Raw genomic sequence first — 23,173 nt, 5'->3', positions numbered from 1 at the left:
GTCAGGCCACCAGTTTCGCGCGGCGCACGAGCGGGCGTGCAAACAGTTCCGCGAGATCGGCGGCCTGCTCGTAGCCCTGGATCGGCGTGAACACGAGTTCGATCGACCACTTGGTGGTCAGGCCTTCGGCCTCCAGCGGATTGGCGAGCCCGAGGCCGCACACGACGAGATCGGGGCGCGCCGAACGACACCGATCGAGTTGCAGGTCGACGTCCTGCCCTTCGGTCAGTGCAACGCCGACCGGCAGCAGCTTGAGTTCTTCGGCAAGATGCTCGCGATGCAGGTAGGGTGTACCCACCTCGACCAACTGCATCGACAATTCGCGCGACAGGAATCGCGCCAGCGGAATTTCGAGTTGGGAGTCCGGAAACAGGAAAACGCGACGCCCTGCCAATTGATCCCGATAGCGCATCAGCGCCCGTTCCGCCCGCGCGCGATAGGGATGCGTCACCGTCTCGAACAGCACCGGATCGACGCCGAAGGTATCGGTCGCCGCGCAAAGCCATGCGGTGGTGCCCTCGACGCCCAACGGAAATGGCGCGGCCAATCGCTGGGCGCCACGGTCTTCCAGGGCGCGCGCGGTATCGGCGAGAAATGGTTGCGCCAGGAGGAACTTGGTGTTCGGCCCCACGGCAGGAAGTGCGGTGGACTTGCGCGGCGGCAGGAACTGCACCTGACCGATGCCAAGCGCTTCGAACAACCGGACGAACTGATCCTCGACCACATCGGCCAGTGATCCCACGATAACCAACCGATCCTCGCCCGTTCCGCTCGGGGGGAGCGCCGGAACGAGCGAGGCGAGACAGGCATCCTCGCCTTGCGTGAATGTTGTCTCGATTCCGCTGCCCGAGTAATTGAGAATGCGCACCGCCGGCGAGAATTTCTGCGACAGCCGCAACGCGGCGCGCGACAGATCGAGCTTGATCACCTCGGAGGGACATGAACCGACCAGAAACAACAGGCGGATGTCAGGCCTTCGCGCAATCAACTGCGTCACGATCCTGTCGAGTTCATCATTGGCGTCGGTGAGCCCGGCAAGATCCTTTTCTTCCATGATCGCGGTCGCGAAGCGCGGCTCAGCGAAGATCATCACGCCGGCCGCGGACTGGATCAGATGTGCGCAGGTGCGCGAGCCCACCACCAGGAAGAAGGCGTCCTGGATCTTGCGATGCAGCCAGACGATGCCGGTCAACCCGCAGAACACTTCGCGCTGGCCGCTCTCGCGGCGAACCGGATGGGACGCGACTTCGCTGTCCGCCGCACATCCATGCACATGCGCGTTCATGCCGCGCTCCCGGAAATGGAGGGAGCATCTGCCAACGCCAGCCGCTCATCGCGGCGCGCGGCGCGCAGCTTCAATACGAATTGCGTGGCGTTGATGAAGTAGGTCGCGTAGGCCGCCAGCGCCAACAACATCTGCTGGCGCGGATCGCCAATCCCTGCGAACAGCGCCACCAAATAAGCCGTGTGCAGCGCCAGCACGAGGAAGCTGAAAACGTCTTCCCAGAAGAATGCCGGCGCAAACAGGTAGCAGCCAAAGACTTCCCGCTCCCAGATCGAGCCGGTGATCATGATCGCGTAAAGCAACAGAGTCTTGAGCACGACCGAGGCCGTCGCGACGCCGAATCCGTCGCCCGTGGCGAGATAACGGATCACAAGCGCCGTGCTCACCAGGAAGACGACGAACTGGACCGGCGCCAAAATTCCCTGCACCAAGGTCCACTTTGTTGCGTCGCGGCGAATTCGCTGCTCGGGCGTGTACAGCGCCTTAAGTGGTTGTGCAGACGAGCGGACCGGGAATTTGCCGGTGACAGCCTTCGAAATTTCGTTCGCAGGCGCAGCGACGGTTTCCTCAACCAAACTGTAAAGATTGTTTGACAGCTTCCCATCACGGTGATGCGATACCGATTGGGAAACGCGAGCATCTGCCGGCGATCGTTCGCCGTATTGGGGAAATTCCTGCTTTGAAGCTGCTCGAAGCTGCACCGCGCCACTCCCTATGTGCGGACTTGATGACAAGAAGGCTAAACTTCGTTCCGAGAACTGTCAACTAAACCATACGTAAATTAAACTTGACGGTTTTGCGGAGCGGAGACTTAATGTTCGGGGGGAGTCAAAAATGACCGATGTGAACGAGCAATCCTTCTCAGCCGGCAGCGCTACCGACACCGCCCCGACGCGTCATCCCAAATCCCTTCGACAACGAATTCCGGCACCGATCTGGCGGTTTCGGCCGACACTGCAGCCGATCCACGTGGTCCAGACCATCAAGACCCAGATCGTTCCGAAGATCGTCCTCGCACTTCGCCGTGCGCCGGCACCAAAGAGTGCAGAGGCGGCCGAACGGCTTCCGACCGCCATCGAGCAGTTCGCCGCGATGACCCTCGGGAACGATGATGGTGCCGCGTCCGCCCATGTCGACGCCTTGTTGGCAAAGGGCATTTCGGTCGAGTCGATCTTTCTCGAACTGCTGGCGCCCGCGGCGCGGCAACTCGGCACGCTCTGGGAATCGGACGCGGCAGATTTCGCGAACGTGACGCTGGGCGTCGGCCGGCTTCAGCTCATCATGCGCCGCCTCGGCGACCGCTTCACCGACGAGTCAAACGCGTTTCACGCTGGCGAATCCGTGCTTCTGACAATTATTCCGGGCGAACAGCACAGCTTTGGACTATCGATGGTGGCTGAATTCTTCCGGCGCGCCGGCTGGAATTTGTGCACCGGACCCTTCTCGTCGCACCAGGAACTTACATCCCTTGTGCAGAACCACTGGTTCGACATCGTTGGCTTCTCCGTCAGCAGCGACCGCCGGCTCGACGAACTGAAAAAGGATATCCACGACATCCGACGCGACTCACGCAACCGGCACGTCGGCATCATCATCGGTGGGCCGATGGTCATCGCCCATCCCGACCTTGTAGCCTCGATGGGAGCGGATATGATGTCGGCAGATGCGTCCACGGCGCCGCAACAGGCCCATGGACTGATCGAACAGATGAAGAGCCAGAAGTGACTGACCTTGGAACGCAAGGGCGGCGCAAGTTGACGCGACGAAGCTTTCCTTCGAAGCCGACCGTGGGGACCAAGGGGATGACAGTTGCGACGGCGGACATCCCCTCGCCGCCCATCGTCACCGCGCTTTATCTCCGTACCAAGACACTCCATGTCGAAGCCGAACGAACCGGCATTGTGCGCGATTTGTTGCGGGGTGAAGCCACCCGCGAGGGGTATGTTCTCCTGTTGCGCAATCTGCTTCCGGCCTATCAGGCGATGGAGCAAGGCCTCGCGCGTCACCGCGGCTCCCCTGCCCTCGGCAGGCTCGTCGACTACAGGCTGGATCGCGCCGCGGCGATCGAAGCCGACCTGGTGGCGCTGTGCGGCGCTCATTGGAGCCAAGGCATTCCCCTGCTTTCCGCAGGAGACTTTTACGCCAGACGAATCGTCAAGGCGGCCGAGGGTGACGGCATGCGGTTGATCGCACATGCCTACACCCGCTATCTCGGCGACCTCAGTGGCGGCCAGATTTTGCAACGGTTGCTGACCCGTTCGCTGGACCTTAAGCCTTCGGAACTCTCGTTCTATGATTTTTCGCGTTTTCCGGACCTGGAAGCCCTCAAGGCTGACTATCGTCAGGCGCTCGATCACGCCGGAACCCTGGCTGCCGACGCGCAGATGGTGATCGAAGAGGGTGCGATTGCATTCTCGCTCAATATCGACGTGTCGTGCGCCGTCAAGGCCATGTTGTCGTCGGGCCCGATCGCGGCAGTGACAGGGCCATAAGGCGCCTTGAGCAGCTGGCAGCTATCTATCCGGCTTGTTTGCACCCGACGTCCGCGACGCATGCCAGATCAAATGCTCCAGCACTTCCGCGGTACGCAGTGTCGAATTGCGGACGCTCTCGAGCATTTCGGCAATGCGGCTTGTCTCCACGCCGTAGGTGATCTCGAGCGCCGCGAGCTGGGCATTCTCGATCACCGAGGACAACAGGTTCTGGTAGACGAGATCGGTCTTGGAATCGAGCCGGACGCTGTTGATCCGATTGCTCTGGATGATGCCTTCCTGGAAACGGCTGCGCGCGATCTCGGCGGCCTTGCGATCGGTGATGTCGGAAAAGATCAGTACGAATCCGAGCACCCGGTCCCGCGATGGCTGCACCGGATCGGCCCTTACCATCAGCGGCTTTTCCCGGTTGCCTTCGCTGCGCAGCAGCAATTCGCCGCGCCATGCCCGATGATGGCCAATCAGGTCCGCCACATACTCGAGAAACCGCTCCGATTGCTGAAATGCCCCAGCTAGTCCGTGCAGGCGATCGACCCCGCCATGATCCGGCGGCAGCAACGCCTTGAATGCCTCGTTCATCAGCAGGATCTTGCCGTCGATATCGGCGATGATCACCGGTTGCTCGGATACCCGCACATGGCGACTGAACTGTTCGAGCTGATCCTGGGCGATGAGCGTGCGGACCGCCCGGAATTGCAGCACGATATCGGCCACCGACTGGCCGATCAGGCGAGCCGCGGCAATATCGGCCGGCGTCCACGGCTCGGACGTGCCCTCCACCTGCTGATGCCATTGCGCAAAAGATCGTCGCGGCGACAGATCGGAAGGGTTGTCACCGATCACGAACGGCTTGAGCGGATCGCCGCCCCAGGTCACAGTGCGGATGCGCTCCGGACGAAACCAGATCAGATACTCGCCCGGATTGCTGGAAATCGGCGTCACCGCGATCCCGCTCGCGACCTTGGTGATCCCGGCGAACTGGGGAAGATCCAGTCCGAGCGAGGCCGTCGCCACCACGGACAGATCGCGGCGCGTGTCCAGCCAGGCTCCGATTTCCCTGATCTCCTGCGTTCCCGGGACTTCTCCGGTCGAGATGATCTGGCCCTCGTAGATCAAGGCACTTCCGCTCGCCCCCAGCGGCTGAAGAATAGATTGCGAGCTATCGAAGATTGCCCCCCGCCAGTCGCCTTCGCGTGACATCGCCTCGATCATTCGCTGCTCGAGCCGCTGCACGAAGATTTCGGACTGACTCTGCGCAAAGCTTTCGAGCGCCGCGATGCGTGTCGCGATCGCTTCAGCAAGCAGCTCGCAAACCGCCCGCAATTCGAAATGGATAAAGCGCGGTTCGTAATGGTGGCAGGCGACGAGGCCCCACAACTTTCCGCCGACCACAAGCGAGATGACCAGGGTGGCGCCCACGCCCATGTTTTTCAGGTACTGCAGATGAATTGGCGACATGCTGCGCAGGAAACAGAGAGACATGTCGAGATCCTGCCCCGTTATCGGCGACAACCTCGGCTGCAGCGGAACGGGCTCGTAGTTCACATCGACCAGCACCCGTACTCGCGTACGTTCGTAGAGCCGCCGCGCCATCTGCGGGATATCGGTCGCAGGATAGCGATTGCCCAAATACGCCTCGAGCTCGGGCTTACGGCGCTCCGAGAACACCTCGCCGTGCCCTTCGTCGTCGAACCGATAGACCATGACCCGGTCGTAGCCGGTACGGTCCTGAAACAGGGTTGCCGCTTCTTCGCACAGCCCGCGAAGCGACGATGCCGTACGGATTTTCTCAAGCGCGTTCGCAATCTGCCGGGATAGATCGACCGATGGCCCCGCGCGCTCCAGTTCGATCACCAGCCCTCCGGCGGGCGGCCGATGCAGCAGGCCATCGAACTGCGCGCTGGGACTTCCGATCCGGCAACGCACCGCGATCGGCATTCCCTGCGACGTCGGGTCGAGATGGGGAAGGATGCAAACCAGCAGATCGCCATCGAGGTCGGCGAGCGACACGCCGATGACCTGCTTCAGATTGAGAAATTCGGCCGCGTTGGCGCTGGCCTGGATGACACGATGATCGGGTTCACTGACGACCAACAAGGCGCCGTGGGGCTGAATCGAGCCCGCGAGATGAATCTCCTCCCGTTCGCAGTTCGAAAGATCGGCCGTTCCGAACGCGGGGGTAGCGAGCGAATGCAGCGCCAATTCAGGCCTCTGGGGTTTCCTCAGCGTCCGACCCCTTGTCTTCGAGGCCGTAACGATTGAGCTTGGCATAAAGGCTCTGCCGGCTCAATCCCAGTAGTTCAGCCGTCGCTGTCCGGTTCCCGCCCGCAAGCTCCAGCGCCTGCTTCACATAGTGCTGTTCGACGATACTGACGGTGTTCTTGACCAGACTGCGCAGCGACGATTTTCCGATCTGTTCGCTCATCGAGCCCAGCGCCGTGCGCAGGAAGTCGCTCTCGTTGCCCGACGGCAGGCGACGGGACACGTTGCGAAGCAACACGCCGATCTCGCCCAGTTCTTCCCCGGAGCCGGCCGAAATCTCGACTTCGGTCTCCGTCCCGAGCTCGCCGCGGATCGATGTGGTGAACAGCCGGACCGTCTTGTGCCGCTGGATATTGGAAAGCAGCGCACTCAGATCCGCGCCCGGCTGCCAGAGCCAGCGTCCGAGCGACTCCCCGAGCGCAGATCCCTTTGAGCCGAGTTGCACCAGATCGAGAAACGCCTGGTTGGCGTGACGAATAATGCCGGCATCATCGAGCGCGACGAAACCGTCGGGCAGATGATCGATCAACTCCTCGACGGTTGAATGCCCACCCTTTTCCACCGGTGCGGACGGGCTGTTTGCCGGGGTGAATTGCAGCAGAAATACATGGCCCGGCTCCGCGGCCATCAGCGATCCGCGCAACATCCATGGCCTTGCTTCGGCCCCGAGATGAACGAGAATACTCAATGCCTTGCCGCGCTCGCGAATACGCGCCAGCATCTCGCGAACCGCGTCGCGGTCCTCCGCCGCCACGTCATGCAGCAATTCACGGCCGGCCAGATCTTCATTACGGCGGCGCGAGGAATTCAGCGCCTCGACGGCGGTGCGGTTGGCTTCGACGATCCGCAGATTGGCCGCCGATACGATCATGACGGCTTCGTTCGAGGCATCGAACACCAGCCGATAACGCGTCTCGATTTCGCGGAGCTTCCAGTAGTCGCGCTCCATCGTCTGCTGTGCCGCGATCAACCGCGACTGCAACTCGGCGACCGCCTGCAGATTCTTTCCGATCGCGAGCATGCCAGCACGACCGCCCAGCAGGACCGTCGTGTATTCCATCGGAATTTCGAGACCGCTCGGAAAGCGCTGGTTGATCTGGCGGAAAGCCGAGATCCCGCTGACGCGGGCGTCGTCGACCATGCGCTTGACCTTGTCGCCGCCCATTTCGCCGGCGACTTCGACCCACGGACGACCCAGCCAGCCATCGACGCTCTCGCTGCTCATCGATGGCGACAGTGTCGCCTCCCGGATAACGCCTTCCATGTCCAGCAGAAGCGTAATGTCTGGCTGTACGGTCGGTAGTGCGGCCATGATCTTTATCTGCCGATCATTTTCTAGCGAAGCGGGAACAGCGGTCCAAGCAACGACAGTCAAACCAAAGCACATGATGTGCCAATTTCACCTGACACTGGCGGCACGAACGAAGCGCTGGCTCTCTAGGGATGCACAGAATCTCGCTTCAGAGTCAAGAAACTCCTTAATTTTGAAGGCTTTAGGTGTAAAATATTCTTTACACCACTGTGGGGACCCATCCTACGGCTTTCCGGCCATCATATCCACCCTAGCACATGGCACTGCAAATCTGTTTGATTTCGCTCAAAACACTGTCAGGGGGTGTCAACATCATTTGATCTTTCTGAATGTAAGGATATCTTAACAAGGAAATTCCAACAAAAGGCTCAGGGAGAGAAATGTGCAGGTCAAACTTACCGTCGTAGCCATGATCGCGGCAGCCGTAGCCCTTCCAATCGGTACGGCGTCCGCGCAGGACGCTACCAAGGGAGAGCAGGTGTTCAAGCAGTGCATGACCTGTCATCGCATCGGTCCCGACGCCAAGAATCTGGTTGGACCTGCGCTGACCGGGATTATCGGCAGGCAATCCGGCACTGCACCCGGGTTCGCCTATTCCCCGCTCAACAAGGCGGCGGGTGAGAACGGGCTGGTCTGGACCAACGAACTGATCATGCAGTATCTGCCGGATCCCAACGGCTTCCTGAAGAAGTTCCTGACTGAGAAGGGCAAGGCGGATCTGGCGACCGGTTCGACCAAGATGGCGTTCAAACTCGCGGACGAACAGCAGCGCAAGGACGTGATCGCCTACATCGACAAATTTTCCGACAAGAAATAGCTGCGGGCATGAGGCTGCCCGACCGGCTATTTTAGCCACCGGCGGTAGACGTCGGTTAGATGCGCCAATCCGGCGGCCGAAAGGCAAAGGCTGGCCATCATCCAGCCGCCGCCGGCAAGCGTTACGCGCAGCGCCAGCAGAAGAAACGCGCCCGCGCATAGATTGGGGAGCAGGTCCAGCGGCGCGATGCCCCGCCGGACGCGAGCCCAATACAACAGCAGGACCGCGGCCTCGAGCACGACCAGCACCAGGATGAGATCAACGAGGCGTCCACTCGCAAACAGGTCAGCCATGCCCGAGGATCACATGGCCACCCGTTACAGACAACCCGCCCTCACCCGTTACGCGAACGGCGCGTTGAGACGGACGACCGTCAGATTGAGGAACGCGGCGAACGACACCCACAACAGATATGGCACCAGATAGAGGCTGGCTGGCCTGGCAAAGCGCCAGAACACGATGATCGGCAGAAGGATCGACAGCCAGAGAAGCCCGACCTCGATCAACGCCCAGTCCGGCCGTTTCAGCGCAAAAAACAACGTGCTCCAGAGCACGTTGAGAAACCCGTTCAGGGCAAAGAGGGCAATCACCCGTTCGCGTTGCGCGCGGCTATCCGCATTGCGCCAAGCATAAACTGCGGACGCTGTCGCCAGCGCAAAGATTACCGTCCATGCCGGACCGAACAGCCAGTCCGGCGGTTGCCACGGGGGCTTGCGGAGGTCTTGATACCATGGGCCTGTGTCTGTCAGCGTTCCGCCAAGCACCGCGATGAAGATTGCGACCGAGGCTGCAACCAGCACGGGCTTCCAGAAACTGGCACGCGGGACCATTACGCAGACGCCAGTCCGGTCATGTGGGCAAGGTTCTTGAAGAAGATCCTGACATGGGCGACAGGCTTGGCGCGGACCAGTTCCTTGTTCATGTAGGCATCCCAGGTCAGCTTCTGCACGTCACGGTCGCGGCAAATGCTGACGAAGCGCTCGCGGCGGCGGTCGTTGGAATACCAATACCACTGCATCACGCCGAGGATCCAGAATACGACGCCGTGCATGCGCATGAAGCGCTTTCGCGCGACGCGAAGCGCCTTTGCGTCGCCGGTCTCCAGGAACTGATCGACCGCTTCCGCCGACAACCGACCGCCGATCATGGCATAGTAGATGCCCTCGCCTGAAGCCGGCGCCACCACACCCGCGGCATCGCCGGCCAGCAGAACGCTGTGACCGTCGTCCCACCGCGGCAACGGATGCAGTGGAATCGGTGCGCCCTCGCGGCGGATGGTTTCGGCGTTTTCAAGGCCTGCAGCGTCCCGCAAACCGCCGACGGAATCGCGTAGCGAAAATCCCTTGCGCGCGGAGCCGGTACCGACGCTGACGGTGTCGCCATGGGGGAATACCCAGCCGTAGAAATCCGGCGATACCGAACCGCGGTAATAGACATCGCAACGCGTGCCGTCGAAGCTCGATCCCGCCGGCGGCGACCGAACAATCTCATGATAGGCGAAGACATACGGCAACCGATCGGCGCCGGGCAGGCATTGCCGCGCCACAGCCGACAAGGCTCCATCCGCGCCAATCAACGCACGAGCGCGAACGGCTTTTTCAACCATCGAGCCGTCGGCCGCACGTTCCTCGTAATACACGATGGTCTTGCCGGCTTCGTCGCGTTCGAAACGCTTGAACAGACCGGTTCGTCGCTTGGCGCCGGCCGCCGCGGCACGCTCGCGCAACCATTCGTCGAATTCATCGCGATCGACCATGCCGACAAAGCCGCCGTCGATCGGCATGTCCACCTGCTTGTTCGACGGCGAAACCATTCGCGCCGAATTGACGCGGGCGACCAGCAGATGGTCGGGAATATCGAAATCGCGGATCAACCGTGGCGGAATAGCGCCGCCGCACGGCTTGATGCGCCCGGCGCGGTCGAGCAGCAAGACGGTCCGCCCGAGGTTGGCAAGGTCGTGCGCCGCTGTTGCGCCCGACGGACCCCCGCCCACAACCACCACATCGAAGATCTCCGAAATACTCATCATCTCGCTCCTCCCGCGATGGCTGCTGCACGCATGTCGCCAGCCGAACCTTGTCGCATCGCGCTTCTTGCCGGCGCCCGATGAATCCAAACCGCCATGCATGCCGAAACGACGAACATCCCGGCTTCAGATGCAAAGACCACGGCGTAGGACAGCGTCGGCGAGGTCAGCAGATAGCGCGCGATGTCGCTGGCGAGCGTCCCGAGAAAGCCGCCGATTCCGAACGCAAAGGCCTGGGCAGCGCCCCAAAGGCCCATGCGCACGCCTTCGCGCTTCTCGCCGCCCGCTCCCACCAGCGCCATCATCGAGCCGATCGCCGCGACCGCGTAGGCACCATTGGTCACGCCAAGCATGAAGACATTCTCGCGAATCGGCCAGGCTGGCCCGATAAGGGCGGCAGCGGTGAGGCACAGCAGCGCGATCGCGGAGGCAAGACAACCGCCGACGGTCCAGACCTGCAGATTTCCGCGAGCACGGGGATAAATGGCGCCGACCAGCGGCACCAGCGCCATGCCGATCAGCGTTCCGCCATGCTGAATGCCCGAAAGTTTCGTCGTCTCGCCTGGCGTGAAGCCAAATACCGCACCGGCGAACGGCTCGAGGATCAGATCCTGCGCGCTGTAAGCCAGCATCGAGACAAAGACAAAGATCGCAAACCGCCGCGACTTCGGTTCGGTCCAGACTTCGATAAACGCTTCGCGGAATGAGGACCGGCGTGGCAGGTCCATCAGTCGAGGTTGAGCCGCGGCTACCGCATTTCCTTCGACGCCCCAGACACCAACCAGCGTGAGAACCATCGCCGCGACAGATACCGATCCAGAGACGGCGATGAGCCTCGCAGGCGAGAACGGATCAAGCAAATGACCGGCGACACCGGTCGTCACAATGAAGCCGGCGATCATCATGACCCAGACGATCGTCGCCGCCGCCGCGCGGCGATTGTCGTCGGTGCGCTTGGCGAGCAGCACCAGCAGCGACGTACCTGCAGCACCGACACCGACACCGATCAGACCGAATGCGGCCACCGCAAGCGCGATCCCGAATAGCGGATGCGTGGTCATCCACGCCGTAGCCACCGCGGCCATCAAGCCGCCGGTTGCGAGAACGGCCATGCCGCCGACGATCCATGGCGTCCGTCGCGCGCCGAGATCTGAGCCATGGCCCCAGGCGGGGCGCAACACCTGAAGCGCATAATGAATGGCGACCAGCGCGCCGGGCAGGATCGCAGGCATCGCGAGTTCGACCACCATCACCCTGTTGAGCGTCGAAGTGGTCAGAACGACGATGGCGCCGAGCCCGGTCTGAACGAGGCCAAGGCGAACGATACCAAACCAGGAGAGAACGGGATTGTTCATGTTGACCTACCCCGCCTGGATCGCTGCCAGCGCAAACGCGCTGATGAGCATGCCGGTCACGTAACAACTGATTCCGGTCCCGTTGTACCAGGGCGCCCGCTCGCGAGGGCTTTTCAGGAAATGGGCCATCAGGAACAATTGTCCGATCAGCAAGGCGCCGACGGCCGCCGCGTAGAGCGGCAGCTGCCATGCCAGGAGCAGCCCGACGACAGCAACCTGCGGCACCGCCATCACCAGGCAGGCAAACCGTGCGGCACGGCCGACACCAAGCAGCACCGGGAGCGAATCGATCCCCATCCGCCGGTCGCCTTCGACCGACTTGAAATCATTCAGCGTCATGATGCCGTGGGCGCCGATGCTGTAGAGCAGCGCGATCACGACGATGCGCCAGTCCGGCATCGAAGCGCCCATCACGGCGGCGCCGGTGAACCAGGGCAAGCCTTCATAACAGAGCCCGCAAGCGGCGTTGCCCCACCAACCGTTCTGCTTCAGCCGGATCGGCGGCGCGCTGTAGGCCCATGCCAGCACCAGGCCGACGATGGCCGCGACAAATCCCCAGGTGCCGAGGGTCGTCGCCAACAGCAACGACAGGGCCGTCCAGACGATTGCGATATAGAGTCCCCAGCGTCCCGGAATGCGCCCCGACGGAATCGGGCGATTTGGCTCGTTGATGGCATCGACATGCCGATCATACCAGTCGTTCACGGCCTGGCTGGTACCGCACACCATCGGCCCCGCAAGCAAGACAGCAGCCGCGATCAACGGCCAGCGCTGTCCGGGCGAAACGCCGGACGAAACGACGCCGCACCCCAACGCCCACATCGGCGGAAACCAGGTGATCGGCTTCAACAGCTCCAGAACAACCAACGGCGACGGACGCTCGGCGACGGCGCTATTCATCATCGCTCTCCCCATCCGCGGCATGCTCGGCGAGCCCGAACCGACGCAGTTTGACGTAAAGGCTCTGCCGGCTGAGGCCGAGCATTTCTGCTGCCGACGCGCGATTGTCGCCGGTCAGTTCCAGCGCGGCCTCGATCGACAGTTTCTCAATCACGTCGGTGGCCTCGCGCACCAGATCGCGCAGCGGAACCCGGCCGATCAATTCGGTGAGTTGCGCGACCGAGCGCGGCAGCTCTCGCACCGAAGACGATGACGCCGACAATCGCTTCTCTACATTTCTGATGGCGAAGCCGAACCCTTGCTTTTGGGAGCTGTCGGCGAGTAAAACCGCAGAGACTTCGACATCCGCGGTCGCCCCATACTCGCCACGCAGCGCGGTCGAAAACAACTTGATCGAACGGTTTTGGCGCAGATTGGCGAATGCGACGCCGAAATCGACCCCGGCTCGGCCGAGCCAGCGATCAAGCAGCTCACCGCGTGCCTGCTCCGTGTTGCCGAGCTGCGCCATTTCAACAAAGGCCGGGTTCGCCCTGACAATACGGCCGTCGAACTCCGTGATGACCAACCCATCCGGTGCAGCATCGAAATATTGCAGCAGCATCGATGTCGCCCTGAGAGCGCCGTCTTCCGGCGGCGTCGCACCCGAAGATAAGCGAACCAGAAACAGCGACGCGTGTTCCTGCCTAAACAGCGATGCGGTGACGATGCATTCCCGGTTCCCCTTCGCGAGATGAACACGGGTGCTGCCGTCGCGACCCGTGGCGCGGACATCCCCGAGAAGGGTTCGAACCTGCTCTGCGCCCGTTGGGTCGAAATGGCCGGAAAGCTCCGATTTCAGCAGCTCCGGGGCGCTCTCGTCGAACAGCACAAGCGTGGCCGGGTTGGCATCGACGATCCTGCTGCTGGCGGCGTCAACGACCATGACCGCTTCCGACGAGACCTGGAACAGCAGCCGATAGCGGGTTTCGGCATGCCGCAACTTGGCATAGTCGCGTTCCATCGATTGCTGCGCGTTGATCAGCCGCTGCTGCATTGCCGCCAGCGGGCGAAGGTCGCGCCCCACCACGACGAAGCGGTCCTTTCGTCCGATGTTGATGGCTGAATAAAGCACGGGGATGTCGTCCCCACCGGCCGACGGATGATTGACCTGGCGCCAGCTCGACGCTTTCCGTATGGCCGCCTCGTGCAGCAGCTCTCCGACCTTCCCACGCGTCTCCAAAGTCACTGTCTCCGAGAGCTTTGAGCCCATCCACCTGCCCTGCGCGTCCAGTTCGAGCGACAGCTCGTCCCTGTTGAAGGCGACATCGCGAATGACTCCGTGGCTGTCGACGACGACAGCCACGTCGGTCGCAGCCGCAATCAGGTTTGCGACCGACAATGCGCCGAGGTCCCCCAGCGACTCCTTCGGAGATTTGAACACTTGCACCAGGGCAAATATCCTCCACCAACCAGTGATCCTTCACCTCAGCGTTCCTCCAACCCGGCTATGCTTGTTAGCGGACGCACCGAGTTTGACATGGCAGTCCGCCGCTTTACCCGGACACAAATAGGTTTGCTGAGCCGGCAAGACGATGGAAGCTTGCGCGCGCCGAGCCGGCGCGCGTCTGAACGTTGGCTTGTCGTGCTATCGCGGCATCGCCAGACCGTGCTTGACGCCCCAGTCAAACCAGTTGTCGACGACCGTACCGGACAAAAGGATGCCGATGCCGCCGGTTAGCGGGCATAGGACAGCAAACCACCAGGCCCAGCGATGAATCGATTCTGCCGTTGCGTTGAACCCCATGGTCCAGCGCCAGAACAACGCGGCCCGTTCCAGTGCCGTGCCGCGATCGACGATCTGCTCGATCTCGCGCTCGCCGCCATAGCGGCTGACGGCCAGGATCGTGGCGCCGTGCATCGCGAATAGCAGCGCCGAGCCGTAGAGGAATGCGATCGAGAGCATGTGGAACGGATTGTAGAACAGGTTTCCGTGGGTGATGGAGAAGTTGTTGGTCCAGTCGAGATGTGGAAAAATTCCGAACGGAACGGCTTCGCTGAATTGCCCCATCAACAGCGGGCGGATGAAGCCCAGGACCAGATAGAGCCAGATCGCCGAGGCGAACGCCCACGCCACATGCGTCCCCATGCCAAGCGCCCGGGCCCTGCGGTATGTCCGCGCCCACCACAGCAGGATCGAGGTGGTCAGGAAGAACCCGGCCATCAGCCACCAGCCGCCCTCCTGCAGCGGCGGGAAACTGATGCCATATTCAGGCTTTGGCGGATCGAGCGACAGCCAGGGCAATTGCCGGACGAACTCGATCGGATTCCAGTTCACCGACGCCAGCATATTGAGGCCGATGATCTCGATCGCGACGATGCCGCATGCGATCGACGCCAATCCGAGGAAGCCGAGATAGAACGGGCCGACCTGGGCATCGCCGATCTTTCCGAGCCAGTAGTTGAACTGGCCCTCGCTGGTTCGAACCCATATGCCCGGTTGAATCGGAATCCCGGGATAGATGGTGCTGCGCACCTGCACCTGCGTGAAGAAGTTTTGATATTGGGCCATGGCTCACGACTCTTTCTGATAACCGGAGTTAATTGGAGGACCAGATCGGAAGATTGCGCCACCAGTTCCACCATTCCGACCAAGCCTCGCCTTCCGCCCATAGCGGCCCGCTGATCACCATGCAGACCGCGCTGAAGAACACGGCGGATAGCGCGATGAACAGACCGACGCGGTGAATTCCGAGAGTGCCGACGGAGTAGCCGATCAGGTCGCGGAAAATGGTATTCTCATGCTCGGGCGTCTTAACCGCTTCTCCCTTGTCGGGATTGGTCGATGACAGGATGAGGCCGCCGTGCAGGGCCAGCGCCAGGCACGTCGTGAAGAAGAACGTGATGGCGATCATGTGCGCGGGATTGTAATGAAAGTTGCCGTACTGGTAGCCGGTGTTCGACACCCAATCGAGATGAGTGATGATGCCGTAAGGAAACCCGTAGCTCCACGATCCCATCAGCACCGGCCGGACCACGACCAACGTGACATAGGCTAAGATGGCAAAGCCGAAAGCGAACGGCACGTGATAGCCAATCCCGAGTTTCCGGCAGATCTCGACCTCGCGAAGCGCCCACGAGACAAAGGCGCCGGTCGCGCAGATAGTGACGATCTGCCAGATGCCGCCTTCCTGCAGCGGAGCGAATGATAATCCGTATTTTACATCCGGCGGATTGATGCTGATCTGCCAGAGGTTCCAGGTCGGGCCGAGCGCGGCGCTCCAGAGGATCATCGCGATGCCGACGAATGAGAAGAATAGGGTCGTCACGCCGAAGAACCCGACGTAGAACGGGCCGACCCAGAAATCGAACAGGTCGCCGCCGATCAGCGTTCCGCCGCGAACGCGGTATTTTCTTTCAAAGCTGAGCATTGCCATCGTTCGTTCCTCCGCGTGCGAAAACCAGCCTAGCCATCATCTCGGGTCGCTACCGGAAGCGGACGAGACTGGCTGTTCGTTCCTGCCTCGTCCGTTCCGGTACGCATTTCTTCATGCCATCAGGACGGCATGCTTGGTGGTGTGTACGGCAGAGTGATCTCTGCCGCCTTGGCCTTGCGGGGCCCTTCCAACCAGTTGAACCGGTCGGTCGACAGCAGGATGAAGTGGATCACGATCGCCAGTCCGAACAGGAACGTGAAGAGCGCGACCAGTGCACGCCGCGGATCGAACAGAAGCCAAATTCGCCACATGTTGCCTCTCCTTATGTCAGGTACGAGAGGGAGACGCTGGCGAAGTGCTGGATGCTATCCATCGCCGTCTTGTAGCCGCCGGGGCCCGGCAACCAGGGACGCCACATCCAGGCGAGGATGTGGGCAACCACCGCGACAGCCGTGAAGAGAAAGAAACTCGTCATGAATATCGTGTGGAATTCCTTGGCTTCAGCTTCGGATAGCCCCGATATGGAACCGTCCTTCATTTGGTATCCTCCTAGTAATGGCCTTGCGGCCGTTCGCCGCCCGAGCGTGGGCGACAGCGAATGCCGGATCGTCTGAGATACGGCAGCTTTCCGTCCGGCATCGCCGGACGAAACCGGACTACAAACCCATGAACGACGAAGCCACCCAAACGCTGGCGGCGCTGCTGGCTTCCTTGAGAATCGAATTTCCAACGCGGGCTTCGCCGGAGGCTGTGCCCTTGCGCCGCGGCGTCAGCCGCTTGAAGATCGCCCCGCCAAGCGAAAACAGGAAGCAGGCGCCGAAAATCAACCGGTACTCGATGGTCCGGTGCTCGGCTAACATTCTCGAGCGACGGCCCGTGTGGACATAATCGGACATCGACGTCACCTCCCGATCGTGCTGCTGCACGTGCAAATAGGGGATCGCTGGAAAGAGATTGGCCTCGATCATTCTCATGCGGGTTGTCCATCCATCAATGCGGCGCGCGCTTTCGCCACTATTTCCGTGGTAACCCGGTCTTCGCCTGCCCGACGCGCACCGCTCTCTGCGGCATCGCGCAGGCGCTTGGCTGCGGAGATGCGCACCAGAACGGGATGCGCCTCGAGCACCTCGTCGAGCAGCGCCTTTGCCTCGTCGCTCCAGAGAATCTCCTCGTGCAGCCGCGCCGGAGTTGGATCGACCCGATCGAGATCGGCTGCCAGCGGAAGAATGTTGAACAGCGCATCGAACAGCGCGTTGCAGACTTCCTGAACGAGATAGGTCGCGCCGGAATACCCCATGAAGGGCGTGCCGGTATGGCGGCGGATCACCGCGCCGGGGAATGATGCCGGCACATAGATCGCCCGCCCGCCGCTTTCGGCGAGATACATGCGCTCGTTGTAGCTGCCGAAAAGGATGAGTGGCGGCTTCTCGCGCACCGCAGATCGCACCGCATCATTGTCAGGCTTGACGCCCGCCTTGCGCGCAAAGGCGAACGTGCAGGGCAGCCCCATCTCGGTTTCGAGGAAATTTCTGACGCCACGCGCATATGTCTCGTTGGCAACGATGGCGAAGCTCGCCGTGCCGAAGAAATCCTGGGTGACCGAGCGCCAGAGGTCCCACAGCGGCTTGATCGTGGTGTGCTTTTCGCGCTCGATGAACGGCTCGGGGTCGAGACCCAGCAGTTCGCCGAGCTTGCGCAGGAATTTGGTGGTCGAATGCAGGCCGATCGGCGCCTGCAGGTACGGCCGCTCCAGCGCCTCGCACAGCATCCGGCCGAATTCCCGGTACATGCAGACGTTGACGTCGGCATTGATGAGCTTTGGGATATCCGCAAGGTGGCTGCCCAGCGGAAACACCATGTTGATTTCGGCACCGATCCCCTCGATCAGCCGTCGAATCTCGGCAAGGTCGGACGGCATGTTGAACGTGCCGTAGATCGGCCCGATGATATTGACCCGCGGCTTGACGCCCTCGGCGCGCGGCTTTCGCTCCGGGATCTTCTTGACGCCGTATTCCTTCCACAGCCAGACGATGGCGCGATCGGCGCTCTGCCACTGGTCCTCGTCGATGGTGCGCGGCAGGAAGCGCTTGATATTGGTGCCCTCCGGCGTGACGCCGCCGCCGATCATCTCGGCGATCGATCCGGTGACCACGACCGCGGGCAGATACGGGTCGAGCACGCGGTGCGCGCGCTTCATGGCGCCTTCGGTTCCGGTCTGGCCGAGTTCTTCCTCGCCGAGACCGGTGACCACGATCGGCAATTCATGCGGCGGCAACGCGTCGGTATAATGCAGCACCGAGGTGACCGGCAGATTCTCGCAGCCGACCGGGCCGTCGATGATGACCTGCATGCCCTTGACGGCGGTGAAGGCATAGACCGCGCCCCAATAGCCACCCGCGCGATCATGGTCGAGGACCAGCATCAGATCATCTCCTCGGCTTTGCGTTTCCTGGCCTGGGCTTCGATCTGCTTTCTGTATTTCTCCCGGAAGGCGACGTTTTCCCTTGGCGTGTCTTCCCAGACACCCGCGGCGTGGCCTTCGCCAACGTCGCCGAAAAACTCTTTCATCTCGTCGAAGCGGTGTTGATTGGCGAGCGCGGCGTTGACGACCTGCGCTAGCGATCCGGCGCCGGCGACGCCGAACAGCGGCCGCGCCGAAATCAGATTGGTGAAATAGAGCGCCGGAATCGCGAGCTGCTTGGCTTTCTGCACGACGGGCGTGGTGCCGATCGCAAGATCCGGCTTGAACTCGCCGACCGCGGCCAGATCCATCTCCAGCGATGCGCGGTACTGGACGCGCGTGCCCCTGGCTTCCAGCCATTCCCGATCCGGGGCCGACCATTGCGTTCTCGGGCACGCCGTGCCGACATACGGCACGTGAGCGCCGCTCTCGATCAGCAGCCGCGCCACCAGCAGCTCGGAGCCTTCATAGCCGGAGACCGTGATACGGGCATTGACCGGCTTCGCCGCCAGGGCCGCCTTGATCATCGGCAGGAAACGGTTCTTGGCGGCGTCGATCTTGTCGCGGGCGATGTTGCAGGCGGTACCAATCGCTTCGAGCCATGCCTCCGTGCCGTCATGGCCGACCGGCGCGGAGCCTATGATCTTGCGACCGGCCAGATCGAACTGGCGGAAGCTCGCGGTGTAGAAAGGATGGATCGCGGCGACCACCGAACAATCCAGCGCCGCATACAACTCACGCCACTCGCGCGTCGGCACCACGGGCCCGGCGGCCAGGCCCAGCGGCTCCAGCATCATGCCGATGCCGACGGGATCGGCGGGGAACATCTCGCCTACGAGTGCAACCGTTGGCCGATCGCTCTTGCCGCCGCGGGGCGCCTGCACCGGACCCTGCTCGACTTCCTTGCGGGCATATTCGAGCATCGCTGCCGCAAGCACGTCCTTGGCTTCGGCATGGGTCGGCACACCGAAGCCCGGCACATCGATCCCAATGATCCGCACGCCGTTGATCTCATTGGGCAACAGATCGAGCGGCACGCCGGAAGCCGTCGGCACACAGAGATTGGTGATGATGATGGTGTCATAGAGCGCAGGGTCCGCCAGCTTGAAGACGGCTTCGCGGATGTCCTCGAACAGCTTACCGGTGACCAGCGTTTCCGAGTTGAAGGGGACGTAACCCACGGTGCGCCGTGCGCCGTAGAAATGCGAAGTGAACGTCAGGCCATACACGCAGCAGGCCGAGCCCGAGAGGATCGTCGCGGTGCGGCGCATGCGCAGGCCAACCCGCAGCGAACCGAACGCCGGACACATGCTTTGCGGCTGGTCGTGCGGTCCTTTGGGATAATCCGCCGCGTAGCGATCGAGAATCTCGCTCTTTCCCGCTGCGCTGGCGGCTGTCTTCAGTTCAGCAGCACCGGCATGACAGCCCAGCCCGTCGGCCTTCGTCGCCGCGACGTTGATCGCGGGAGAAGCGACAACATCATCCGTCGCGGTGGCGTCCGCGGCGACGTTGACCTCGACAGGATCGCCCACGACAGACTCAGCTATCGCGCCGGCATATCGGGGCAGGATGACGTTCATGTCGCGCTCCGCATCATGACTGCTCTCACGCTGCGTCGTAGACGACTTCGAGGGACGGCTTGCTGATGACGGATTTGCCGCACATGTCTTCCATGGTTGCGGGATCCAGCACGACGCCACGACCGACCACTTCACCCTTGAACAGGCCGAGCAGGCCATCCTGCGTCAGCGGCGCCGGTCGGACCGGCGGCGCGAGGCCGACATTCTTCGCGAGCTCCTCGAACAGCGAACTCCACTGCCCGCCCGGCAGGCCGATGATCTCGTAGTTGGCGCTCTTCTTGCGGATGTCGTCGTCGGCCGGGATTGCCGCGAGAACGGGAATGCCGACAGCCTGCGCGAACGCCGCCGCCTCGCCGGTGCCGTCGTCCTTGTTGATGACCATGCCAGCAACGCCGACATTGCCGCCGAGCTTGCGGAAATATTCCACCGCCGAGCAGACATTGTTGGCCACGTAAAGCGACTGCAGATCGTTCGAACCGACGACGATGACCTTCTGGCACATGTCGCGCGCAATCGGCAGGCCGAAACCGCCGCAGACCACATCACCCAGGAAATCCAGCAGGACGTAGTCGAACCCCCATTCGTGGAAGCCAAGTTTTTCCAAGAGCTCGAAGCCGTGAATGATGCCACGGCCACCGCAGCCGCGGCCGACTTCAGGGCCGCCAAGCTCCATGGCGAACACGCCGTCGCGCTTGAAGCAGACGTCACCGATCTTCACTTCCTCGCCGGCGAGTTTCTTCCTGGACGAGGTTTCGATGATGGTCGGGCAGGCGCGCCCGCCAAACAGCAGCGACGTGGTGTCGCTCTTGGGATCGCAACCGATCAACAACACCTTCTTGCCCTGCTGCGCCATCATGTAAGACAGGTTGGCGAGCGTAAAACTTTTGCCGATGCCGCCCTTGCCATAGATCGCGATGATCTGGGTTTCTTTGGTGACTGGCGTCGTCACCGGTACATCCGGTTCAATCGCCGCCTCTGCACGCAGAGCGTCCTTCATGCTGATTTGAGGCACGACATTCATGAGAGCGAACTCCAGTTCAGGACCATTTTCAGACACGCCGAGTCTTCGAACGCGATGCGATAGGCGTTCGAGGCATCCCGGGCGTCGTGGTGGTGTGTAATCAGCCCTTCGAACGAAAGTCGTCCGGACCCTATCAATGCCTTGATCGCAACGAGGTCGGACGGTTGCCATTCGGCGGCAACGCGAATCCGTGCCTCTCGCATGAACGCGGGCGGGAACGAAAAGGACAGTCTCTCGCTGTAGAAGCCCGCCAGTACGATCTCGCCGCCCGGCGCTATTCTGCCGATCAGCGAGTCGAGAAGGCCGGCATCGCCGCTGACGTCGTAGATGCTCTTGTAGTCGCGCCGTACGTCATGCTCGGGATCGATGACGCCGTAATTGATGGCGCCACCGGCACGCGCCGGATTCTTCTCCCATACGGTCGGTGGATCGTTTCGCATCGCGATCGAGATGCGCGCCAGCAGCCGACCCAGCACGCCGTGACCGACAATGCAGTCCGGCGCCGACGCGCCGCGCGCCGCGATGGCGTGGTAGGCCGTCGCCGCCAGCGCCAACAGAATTCCGCGCTCGCCGAGACTCTCATCGAGCGGCACCACACGCTTTGCCGGTACCACGAGGCGCGAGGCCGAGGCGCCGAATAGTCCACGGACCTCGCCAAAACATTTCGCACCGGGGACGAAAACCTGCTGGCCGGAGCGCAGATCGGTGGCGGATCCGGCTTCGATCACGTGGCCCACCGACTCGTAGCCGGGCACCAGCGGGTATCCCATTCCCGGAAACGGAGGCATCCGTCCCGACCACAGCAACCTTTCAGTCCCGGTGCTGACGCCGCTCCAATCGACATCGACGACCACGTCGTCGGGGGTCGGGGGAGTCAAAGCAAGCCGGTCAAGCTCGATCTGCTCCGGCTGCCTCAGGACCACCGCGATGGTATCCATCGCCACTCCGATCTTCGACGGGAAGCTGAAATTACTTCTCGACTGTCATGCTATCCTGACAGACTGATCTGTCAAGTTGGATTAACAGATTTCTTGACGCGCTCTGGCCGTGATGACATTGGCCAGCATCGGCATCGCCGCCGGCCGCAACGCGATATCGGCAAAGCCGGACTCGGCGAGCATTTCCTGCAATCGCGCAAAGGTTCGGGGCCGGCCGCTGCCCATCGCCAGCAAATAGAAAGCGAAATAGGCGTCGCCGATCGGCTCGGCGCCGCGGACGCCCGACAGCGGCTCGGCAATCAGCAATGTTCCGTCGACCGGCAAGGTGCGGCGGATCGCCCGAAGCAAAGTCATGACATCTGCATCGTCGTGGTCGTGGATTACCCGAACCAGGGACACGATGTCGGCCCCCTCGGGCAGTCGATCGGTCAGGAAACTGCCGCCGATCGCAACCGCGCGCGAGGACAGTCCAACGGAACGAAACCGCTCGCTCGCCTGATCGGCAACCGCCGGCAAATCGAACAGCACGCAGCGCAGTTTTGGCGTTTGCGCCGCGACCTCGGCAATGAAGGAGCCATCGCCGCCACCGATATCGAGCAGGCAGCGGTGTCCGCGAAACGAATAGGCCGACAGCACCTGCTGCGAAATCATCGGCTGCGACGCCGCCATCAGCGCGGTGTAAGGCGCGACTGCTTGATGCGAAAGATTGGCGGCCTTCCGGTTGCCGGCATAAGGCCAGTAAGCCGCAAGCTGACCCGCCCCGACATCGCCACGAAGCAGCGCGACGGGATCTTTCAGGTCGCCATACAGCATCGCATGATGTTCTATCATCGCGATGACGCCTGGATTGCCGAGCAAGGCCGCGCCAAGTGAACCTAGGCCATAGCGGGCATCACTGCGGCGCTGCAGCAGTTGCAGCGACACTGCGGCGTCAAGCAGCAGCACGGTCGCATCTGAAGGCAGCGGCAGCCGTGACGACAATTCCGCAGCGCTTAGCGGCCCGCCCGACAGGTGATCAAACAGTTTCAAGCGGACACAGGCGAGCAGGATTTGCGAATACACGAAGCCGGCGCAAAGATCGAAGAGGGCGCTGGCGCGCCGCCGTGCGATCGGCCGCGTCAGCGCGAAAGTGCCTGCAAACCGCTGGAAACCCTGATTGGCAAGAATCCTGTCACGCAGACCAAGCAGCCTGTCCTGCAGGGACAACCGCGGGGCAGCTTGTGCTTCGGGCGCCGCCGGCCGCTCGGCCTCCTCCCCGCGTCGGGCATCTGTCCCTTCATCGGCGACCCCGCGATGCGCGATCGTCGCCAT

Annotated in this window: 23 protein-coding genes; 3 read left to right on the top strand and 20 right to left on the bottom strand. The window is 62.1% G+C overall.

From position 1 onward, the window contains the following. Position 1: 1 nt before the first annotated feature. Positions 2 to 1,285 carry a ferredoxin:protochlorophyllide reductase (ATP-dependent) subunit N gene (locus QUH67_RS09935; RefSeq protein WP_300946490.1) on the bottom strand — a complete coding sequence of 428 codons (1,284 nt, stop codon included), beginning with the start codon at positions 1,283 to 1,285 and terminating at the stop codon, positions 2 to 4. Then, positions 1,282 to 1,824, bottom strand: a complete 543-nt coding sequence (gene bchF, locus QUH67_RS09930; RefSeq protein ID WP_300947996.1) for a 2-vinyl bacteriochlorophyllide hydratase — start codon at positions 1,822 to 1,824, stop codon at positions 1,282 to 1,284. The genes QUH67_RS09935 and bchF overlap by 4 nt, the downstream gene beginning before the upstream one ends. Before the next feature lie 295 nt (positions 1,825 to 2,119). Between bchF and QUH67_RS09925 the strand changes: the two genes are divergently transcribed. Beyond that, positions 2,120 to 3,010, top strand: a complete 891-nt coding sequence (locus QUH67_RS09925; protein WP_300946489.1) for a cobalamin B12-binding domain-containing protein — start codon at positions 2,120 to 2,122, stop codon at positions 3,008 to 3,010. A 62-nt stretch (positions 3,011 to 3,072) separates the two neighbouring features. After that, entirely contained in the window at positions 3,073 to 3,777 is a 705-nt protein-coding gene (locus QUH67_RS09920) for a biliverdin-producing heme oxygenase (protein ID WP_320416129.1), read from the top strand. Positions 3,778 to 3,798: 21 nt separating this feature from the next. On the opposite strand, the gene QUH67_RS09915 is transcribed toward QUH67_RS09920, so the two are convergent. Together QUH67_RS09915 and ppsR (QUH67_RS09910) are read right to left on the bottom strand one after the other, a co-directional pair. Next, positions 3,799 to 5,979 carry a GAF domain-containing protein gene (locus QUH67_RS09915; RefSeq protein ID WP_300946488.1) on the bottom strand — a complete coding sequence of 727 codons (2,181 nt, stop codon included), beginning with the start codon at positions 5,977 to 5,979 and terminating at the stop codon, positions 3,799 to 3,801. Position 5,980: 1 nt separating this feature from the next. Further along, a complete protein-coding gene (gene ppsR / locus QUH67_RS09910; protein WP_300946487.1) occupies positions 5,981 to 7,351 on the bottom strand; it encodes a transcriptional regulator PpsR in 1,371 nt (456 codons plus the stop codon). A gap of 409 nt (positions 7,352 to 7,760) precedes the next feature. Here ppsR (QUH67_RS09910) and QUH67_RS09905 point away from each other — a divergent pair, with 409 nt between their 5' ends. Further along, complete coding sequence (locus QUH67_RS09905; RefSeq protein ID WP_300947994.1) at positions 7,761 to 8,168, top strand: c-type cytochrome; 408 nt, start codon at positions 7,761 to 7,763, stop codon at positions 8,166 to 8,168. Positions 8,169 to 8,194: 26 nt separating this feature from the next. Here the strand turns inward: QUH67_RS09905 and QUH67_RS09900 are convergent, their stop codons facing one another. From QUH67_RS09900 to QUH67_RS09825, 16 genes are all read right to left on the bottom strand, one after another. After that, on the bottom strand, positions 8,195 to 8,461 hold the full coding sequence (locus QUH67_RS09900; protein WP_300946486.1) for a hypothetical protein: 267 nt from the start codon (positions 8,459 to 8,461) through the stop codon (positions 8,195 to 8,197). Positions 8,462 to 8,509: 48 nt separating this feature from the next. Then, positions 8,510 to 8,998 (bottom strand): TspO/MBR family protein, encoded by a 489-nt coding sequence (locus QUH67_RS09895; RefSeq protein ID WP_300946485.1) that lies wholly within the window; start codon positions 8,996 to 8,998, stop codon positions 8,510 to 8,512. Further along, on the bottom strand, positions 8,998 to 10,197 hold the full coding sequence (locus QUH67_RS09890) for a geranylgeranyl diphosphate reductase (RefSeq protein ID WP_300946484.1): 1,200 nt from the start codon (positions 10,195 to 10,197) through the stop codon (positions 8,998 to 9,000). Before QUH67_RS09890 ends, QUH67_RS09895 begins: the two co-directional genes overlap by 1 nt. After that, on the bottom strand, positions 10,194 to 11,549 hold the full coding sequence (locus tag QUH67_RS09885) for a BCD family MFS transporter (RefSeq protein ID WP_300946483.1): 1,356 nt from the start codon (positions 11,547 to 11,549) through the stop codon (positions 10,194 to 10,196). The genes QUH67_RS09890 and QUH67_RS09885 overlap by 4 nt, the downstream gene beginning before the upstream one ends. A gap of 6 nt (positions 11,550 to 11,555) precedes the next feature. Continuing rightward, positions 11,556 to 12,449, bottom strand: a complete 894-nt coding sequence (chlG, locus tag QUH67_RS09880; RefSeq protein ID WP_300946482.1) for a chlorophyll synthase ChlG — start codon at positions 12,447 to 12,449, stop codon at positions 11,556 to 11,558. Then, the gene (gene ppsR / locus QUH67_RS09875; protein ID WP_300946481.1) at positions 12,442 to 13,875 is read right to left on the bottom strand and encodes a transcriptional regulator PpsR; all 1,434 of its coding nucleotides are present in this window, start codon (positions 13,873 to 13,875) and stop codon (positions 12,442 to 12,444) included. The genes chlG and ppsR (QUH67_RS09875) overlap by 8 nt, the downstream gene beginning before the upstream one ends. A 198-nt stretch (positions 13,876 to 14,073) precedes the next feature. Next, complete coding sequence (pufM, locus tag QUH67_RS09870) at positions 14,074 to 14,997, bottom strand: photosynthetic reaction center subunit M (protein WP_300946480.1); 924 nt, start codon at positions 14,995 to 14,997, stop codon at positions 14,074 to 14,076. 28 nt (positions 14,998 to 15,025) lie between these two features. Then, a complete protein-coding gene (pufL, locus tag QUH67_RS09865) occupies positions 15,026 to 15,862 on the bottom strand; it encodes a photosynthetic reaction center subunit L (protein ID WP_300946479.1) in 837 nt (278 codons plus the stop codon). 119 nt (positions 15,863 to 15,981) lie between these two features. Then, positions 15,982 to 16,173 carry a light-harvesting antenna LH1, alpha subunit gene (pufA, locus tag QUH67_RS09860; RefSeq protein WP_300946478.1) on the bottom strand — a complete coding sequence of 64 codons (192 nt, stop codon included), beginning with the start codon at positions 16,171 to 16,173 and terminating at the stop codon, positions 15,982 to 15,984. Positions 16,174 to 16,184: 11 nt separating this feature from the next. Continuing rightward, positions 16,185 to 16,400, bottom strand: a complete 216-nt coding sequence (pufB, locus tag QUH67_RS09855) for a light-harvesting antenna LH1, beta subunit (protein WP_300946477.1) — start codon at positions 16,398 to 16,400, stop codon at positions 16,185 to 16,187. Between the two features lie 118 nt (positions 16,401 to 16,518). Beyond that, positions 16,519 to 16,830 (bottom strand): hypothetical protein, encoded by a 312-nt coding sequence (locus QUH67_RS09850; protein WP_300946476.1) that lies wholly within the window; start codon positions 16,828 to 16,830, stop codon positions 16,519 to 16,521. A 2-nt stretch (positions 16,831 to 16,832) separates the two neighbouring features. Further along, a complete protein-coding gene (bchZ, locus tag QUH67_RS09845) occupies positions 16,833 to 18,284 on the bottom strand; it encodes a chlorophyllide a reductase subunit Z (RefSeq protein WP_300946475.1) in 1,452 nt (483 codons plus the stop codon). After that, on the bottom strand, positions 18,284 to 19,903 hold the full coding sequence (bchY, locus tag QUH67_RS09840) for a chlorophyllide a reductase subunit Y (protein ID WP_300946474.1): 1,620 nt from the start codon (positions 19,901 to 19,903) through the stop codon (positions 18,284 to 18,286). Before bchY ends, bchZ begins: the two co-directional genes overlap by 1 nt. 25 nt (positions 19,904 to 19,928) lie before the next feature. After that, a complete protein-coding gene (locus tag QUH67_RS09835) occupies positions 19,929 to 20,924 on the bottom strand; it encodes a chlorophyllide a reductase iron protein subunit X (RefSeq protein ID WP_300946473.1) in 996 nt (331 codons plus the stop codon). Then, a complete protein-coding gene (gene bchC / locus QUH67_RS09830) occupies positions 20,921 to 21,862 on the bottom strand; it encodes a chlorophyll synthesis pathway protein BchC (protein WP_300946472.1) in 942 nt (313 codons plus the stop codon). Before bchC ends, QUH67_RS09835 begins: the two co-directional genes overlap by 4 nt. 81 nt (positions 21,863 to 21,943) lie before the next feature. Beyond that, entirely contained in the window at positions 21,944 to 23,062 is a 1,119-nt protein-coding gene (locus QUH67_RS09825) for a methyltransferase (protein ID WP_300947993.1), read from the bottom strand. Positions 23,063 to 23,173 lie beyond the last annotated feature (111 nt).

The organism is Bradyrhizobium roseum (genome assembly GCF_030413175.1).
GTDB lineage: Bacteria > Pseudomonadota > Alphaproteobacteria > Rhizobiales > Xanthobacteraceae > Bradyrhizobium > Bradyrhizobium roseum.
This window is presented reverse-complemented; position numbering and strand designations above follow the sequence as displayed.

Excerpts from the sequence above, each read along its gene's own strand:
- QUH67_RS09935 (WP_300946490.1), bottom strand. The coding sequence starts at position 1,285 with ATGAACGCGCATGTGCATGGATGTGCGGCGGACAGCGAAGTCGCGTCC.
- QUH67_RS09925 (WP_300946489.1), top strand. The coding sequence starts at position 2,120 with ATGACCGATGTGAACGAGCAATCCTTCTCAGCCGGCAGCGCTACCGAC.
- ppsR (WP_300946487.1), bottom strand. The coding sequence starts at position 7,351 with ATGGCCGCACTACCGACCGTACAGCCAGACATTACGCTTCTGCTGGAC.
- QUH67_RS09905 (WP_300947994.1), top strand. The coding sequence starts at position 7,761 with ATGATCGCGGCAGCCGTAGCCCTTCCAATCGGTACGGCGTCCGCGCAG.
- QUH67_RS09900 (WP_300946486.1), bottom strand. The coding sequence starts at position 8,461 with ATGGCTGACCTGTTTGCGAGTGGACGCCTCGTTGATCTCATCCTGGTG.
- QUH67_RS09895 (WP_300946485.1), bottom strand. The coding sequence starts at position 8,998 with ATGGTCCCGCGTGCCAGTTTCTGGAAGCCCGTGCTGGTTGCAGCCTCG.
- QUH67_RS09890 (WP_300946484.1), bottom strand. The coding sequence starts at position 10,197 with ATGATGAGTATTTCGGAGATCTTCGATGTGGTGGTTGTGGGCGGGGGT.
- QUH67_RS09885 (WP_300946483.1), bottom strand. The coding sequence starts at position 11,549 with ATGAACAATCCCGTTCTCTCCTGGTTTGGTATCGTTCGCCTTGGCCTC.
- chlG (WP_300946482.1), bottom strand. The coding sequence starts at position 12,449 with ATGAATAGCGCCGTCGCCGAGCGTCCGTCGCCGTTGGTTGTTCTGGAG.
- pufM (WP_300946480.1), bottom strand. The coding sequence starts at position 14,997 with ATGGCCCAATATCAAAACTTCTTCACGCAGGTGCAGGTGCGCAGCACC.
- pufL (WP_300946479.1), bottom strand. The coding sequence starts at position 15,862 with ATGGCAATGCTCAGCTTTGAAAGAAAATACCGCGTTCGCGGCGGAACG.
- pufA (WP_300946478.1), bottom strand. The coding sequence starts at position 16,173 with ATGTGGCGAATTTGGCTTCTGTTCGATCCGCGGCGTGCACTGGTCGCG.
- pufB (WP_300946477.1), bottom strand. The coding sequence starts at position 16,400 with ATGAAGGACGGTTCCATATCGGGGCTATCCGAAGCTGAAGCCAAGGAA.
- QUH67_RS09850 (WP_300946476.1), bottom strand. The coding sequence starts at position 16,830 with ATGATCGAGGCCAATCTCTTTCCAGCGATCCCCTATTTGCACGTGCAG.
- bchZ (WP_300946475.1), bottom strand. The coding sequence starts at position 18,284 with ATGCTGGTCCTCGACCATGATCGCGCGGGTGGCTATTGGGGCGCGGTC.
- bchY (WP_300946474.1), bottom strand. The coding sequence starts at position 19,903 with ATGAACGTCATCCTGCCCCGATATGCCGGCGCGATAGCTGAGTCTGTC.
- QUH67_RS09835 (WP_300946473.1), bottom strand. The coding sequence starts at position 20,924 with ATGAATGTCGTGCCTCAAATCAGCATGAAGGACGCTCTGCGTGCAGAG.
- bchC (WP_300946472.1), bottom strand. The coding sequence starts at position 21,862 with ATGGATACCATCGCGGTGGTCCTGAGGCAGCCGGAGCAGATCGAGCTT.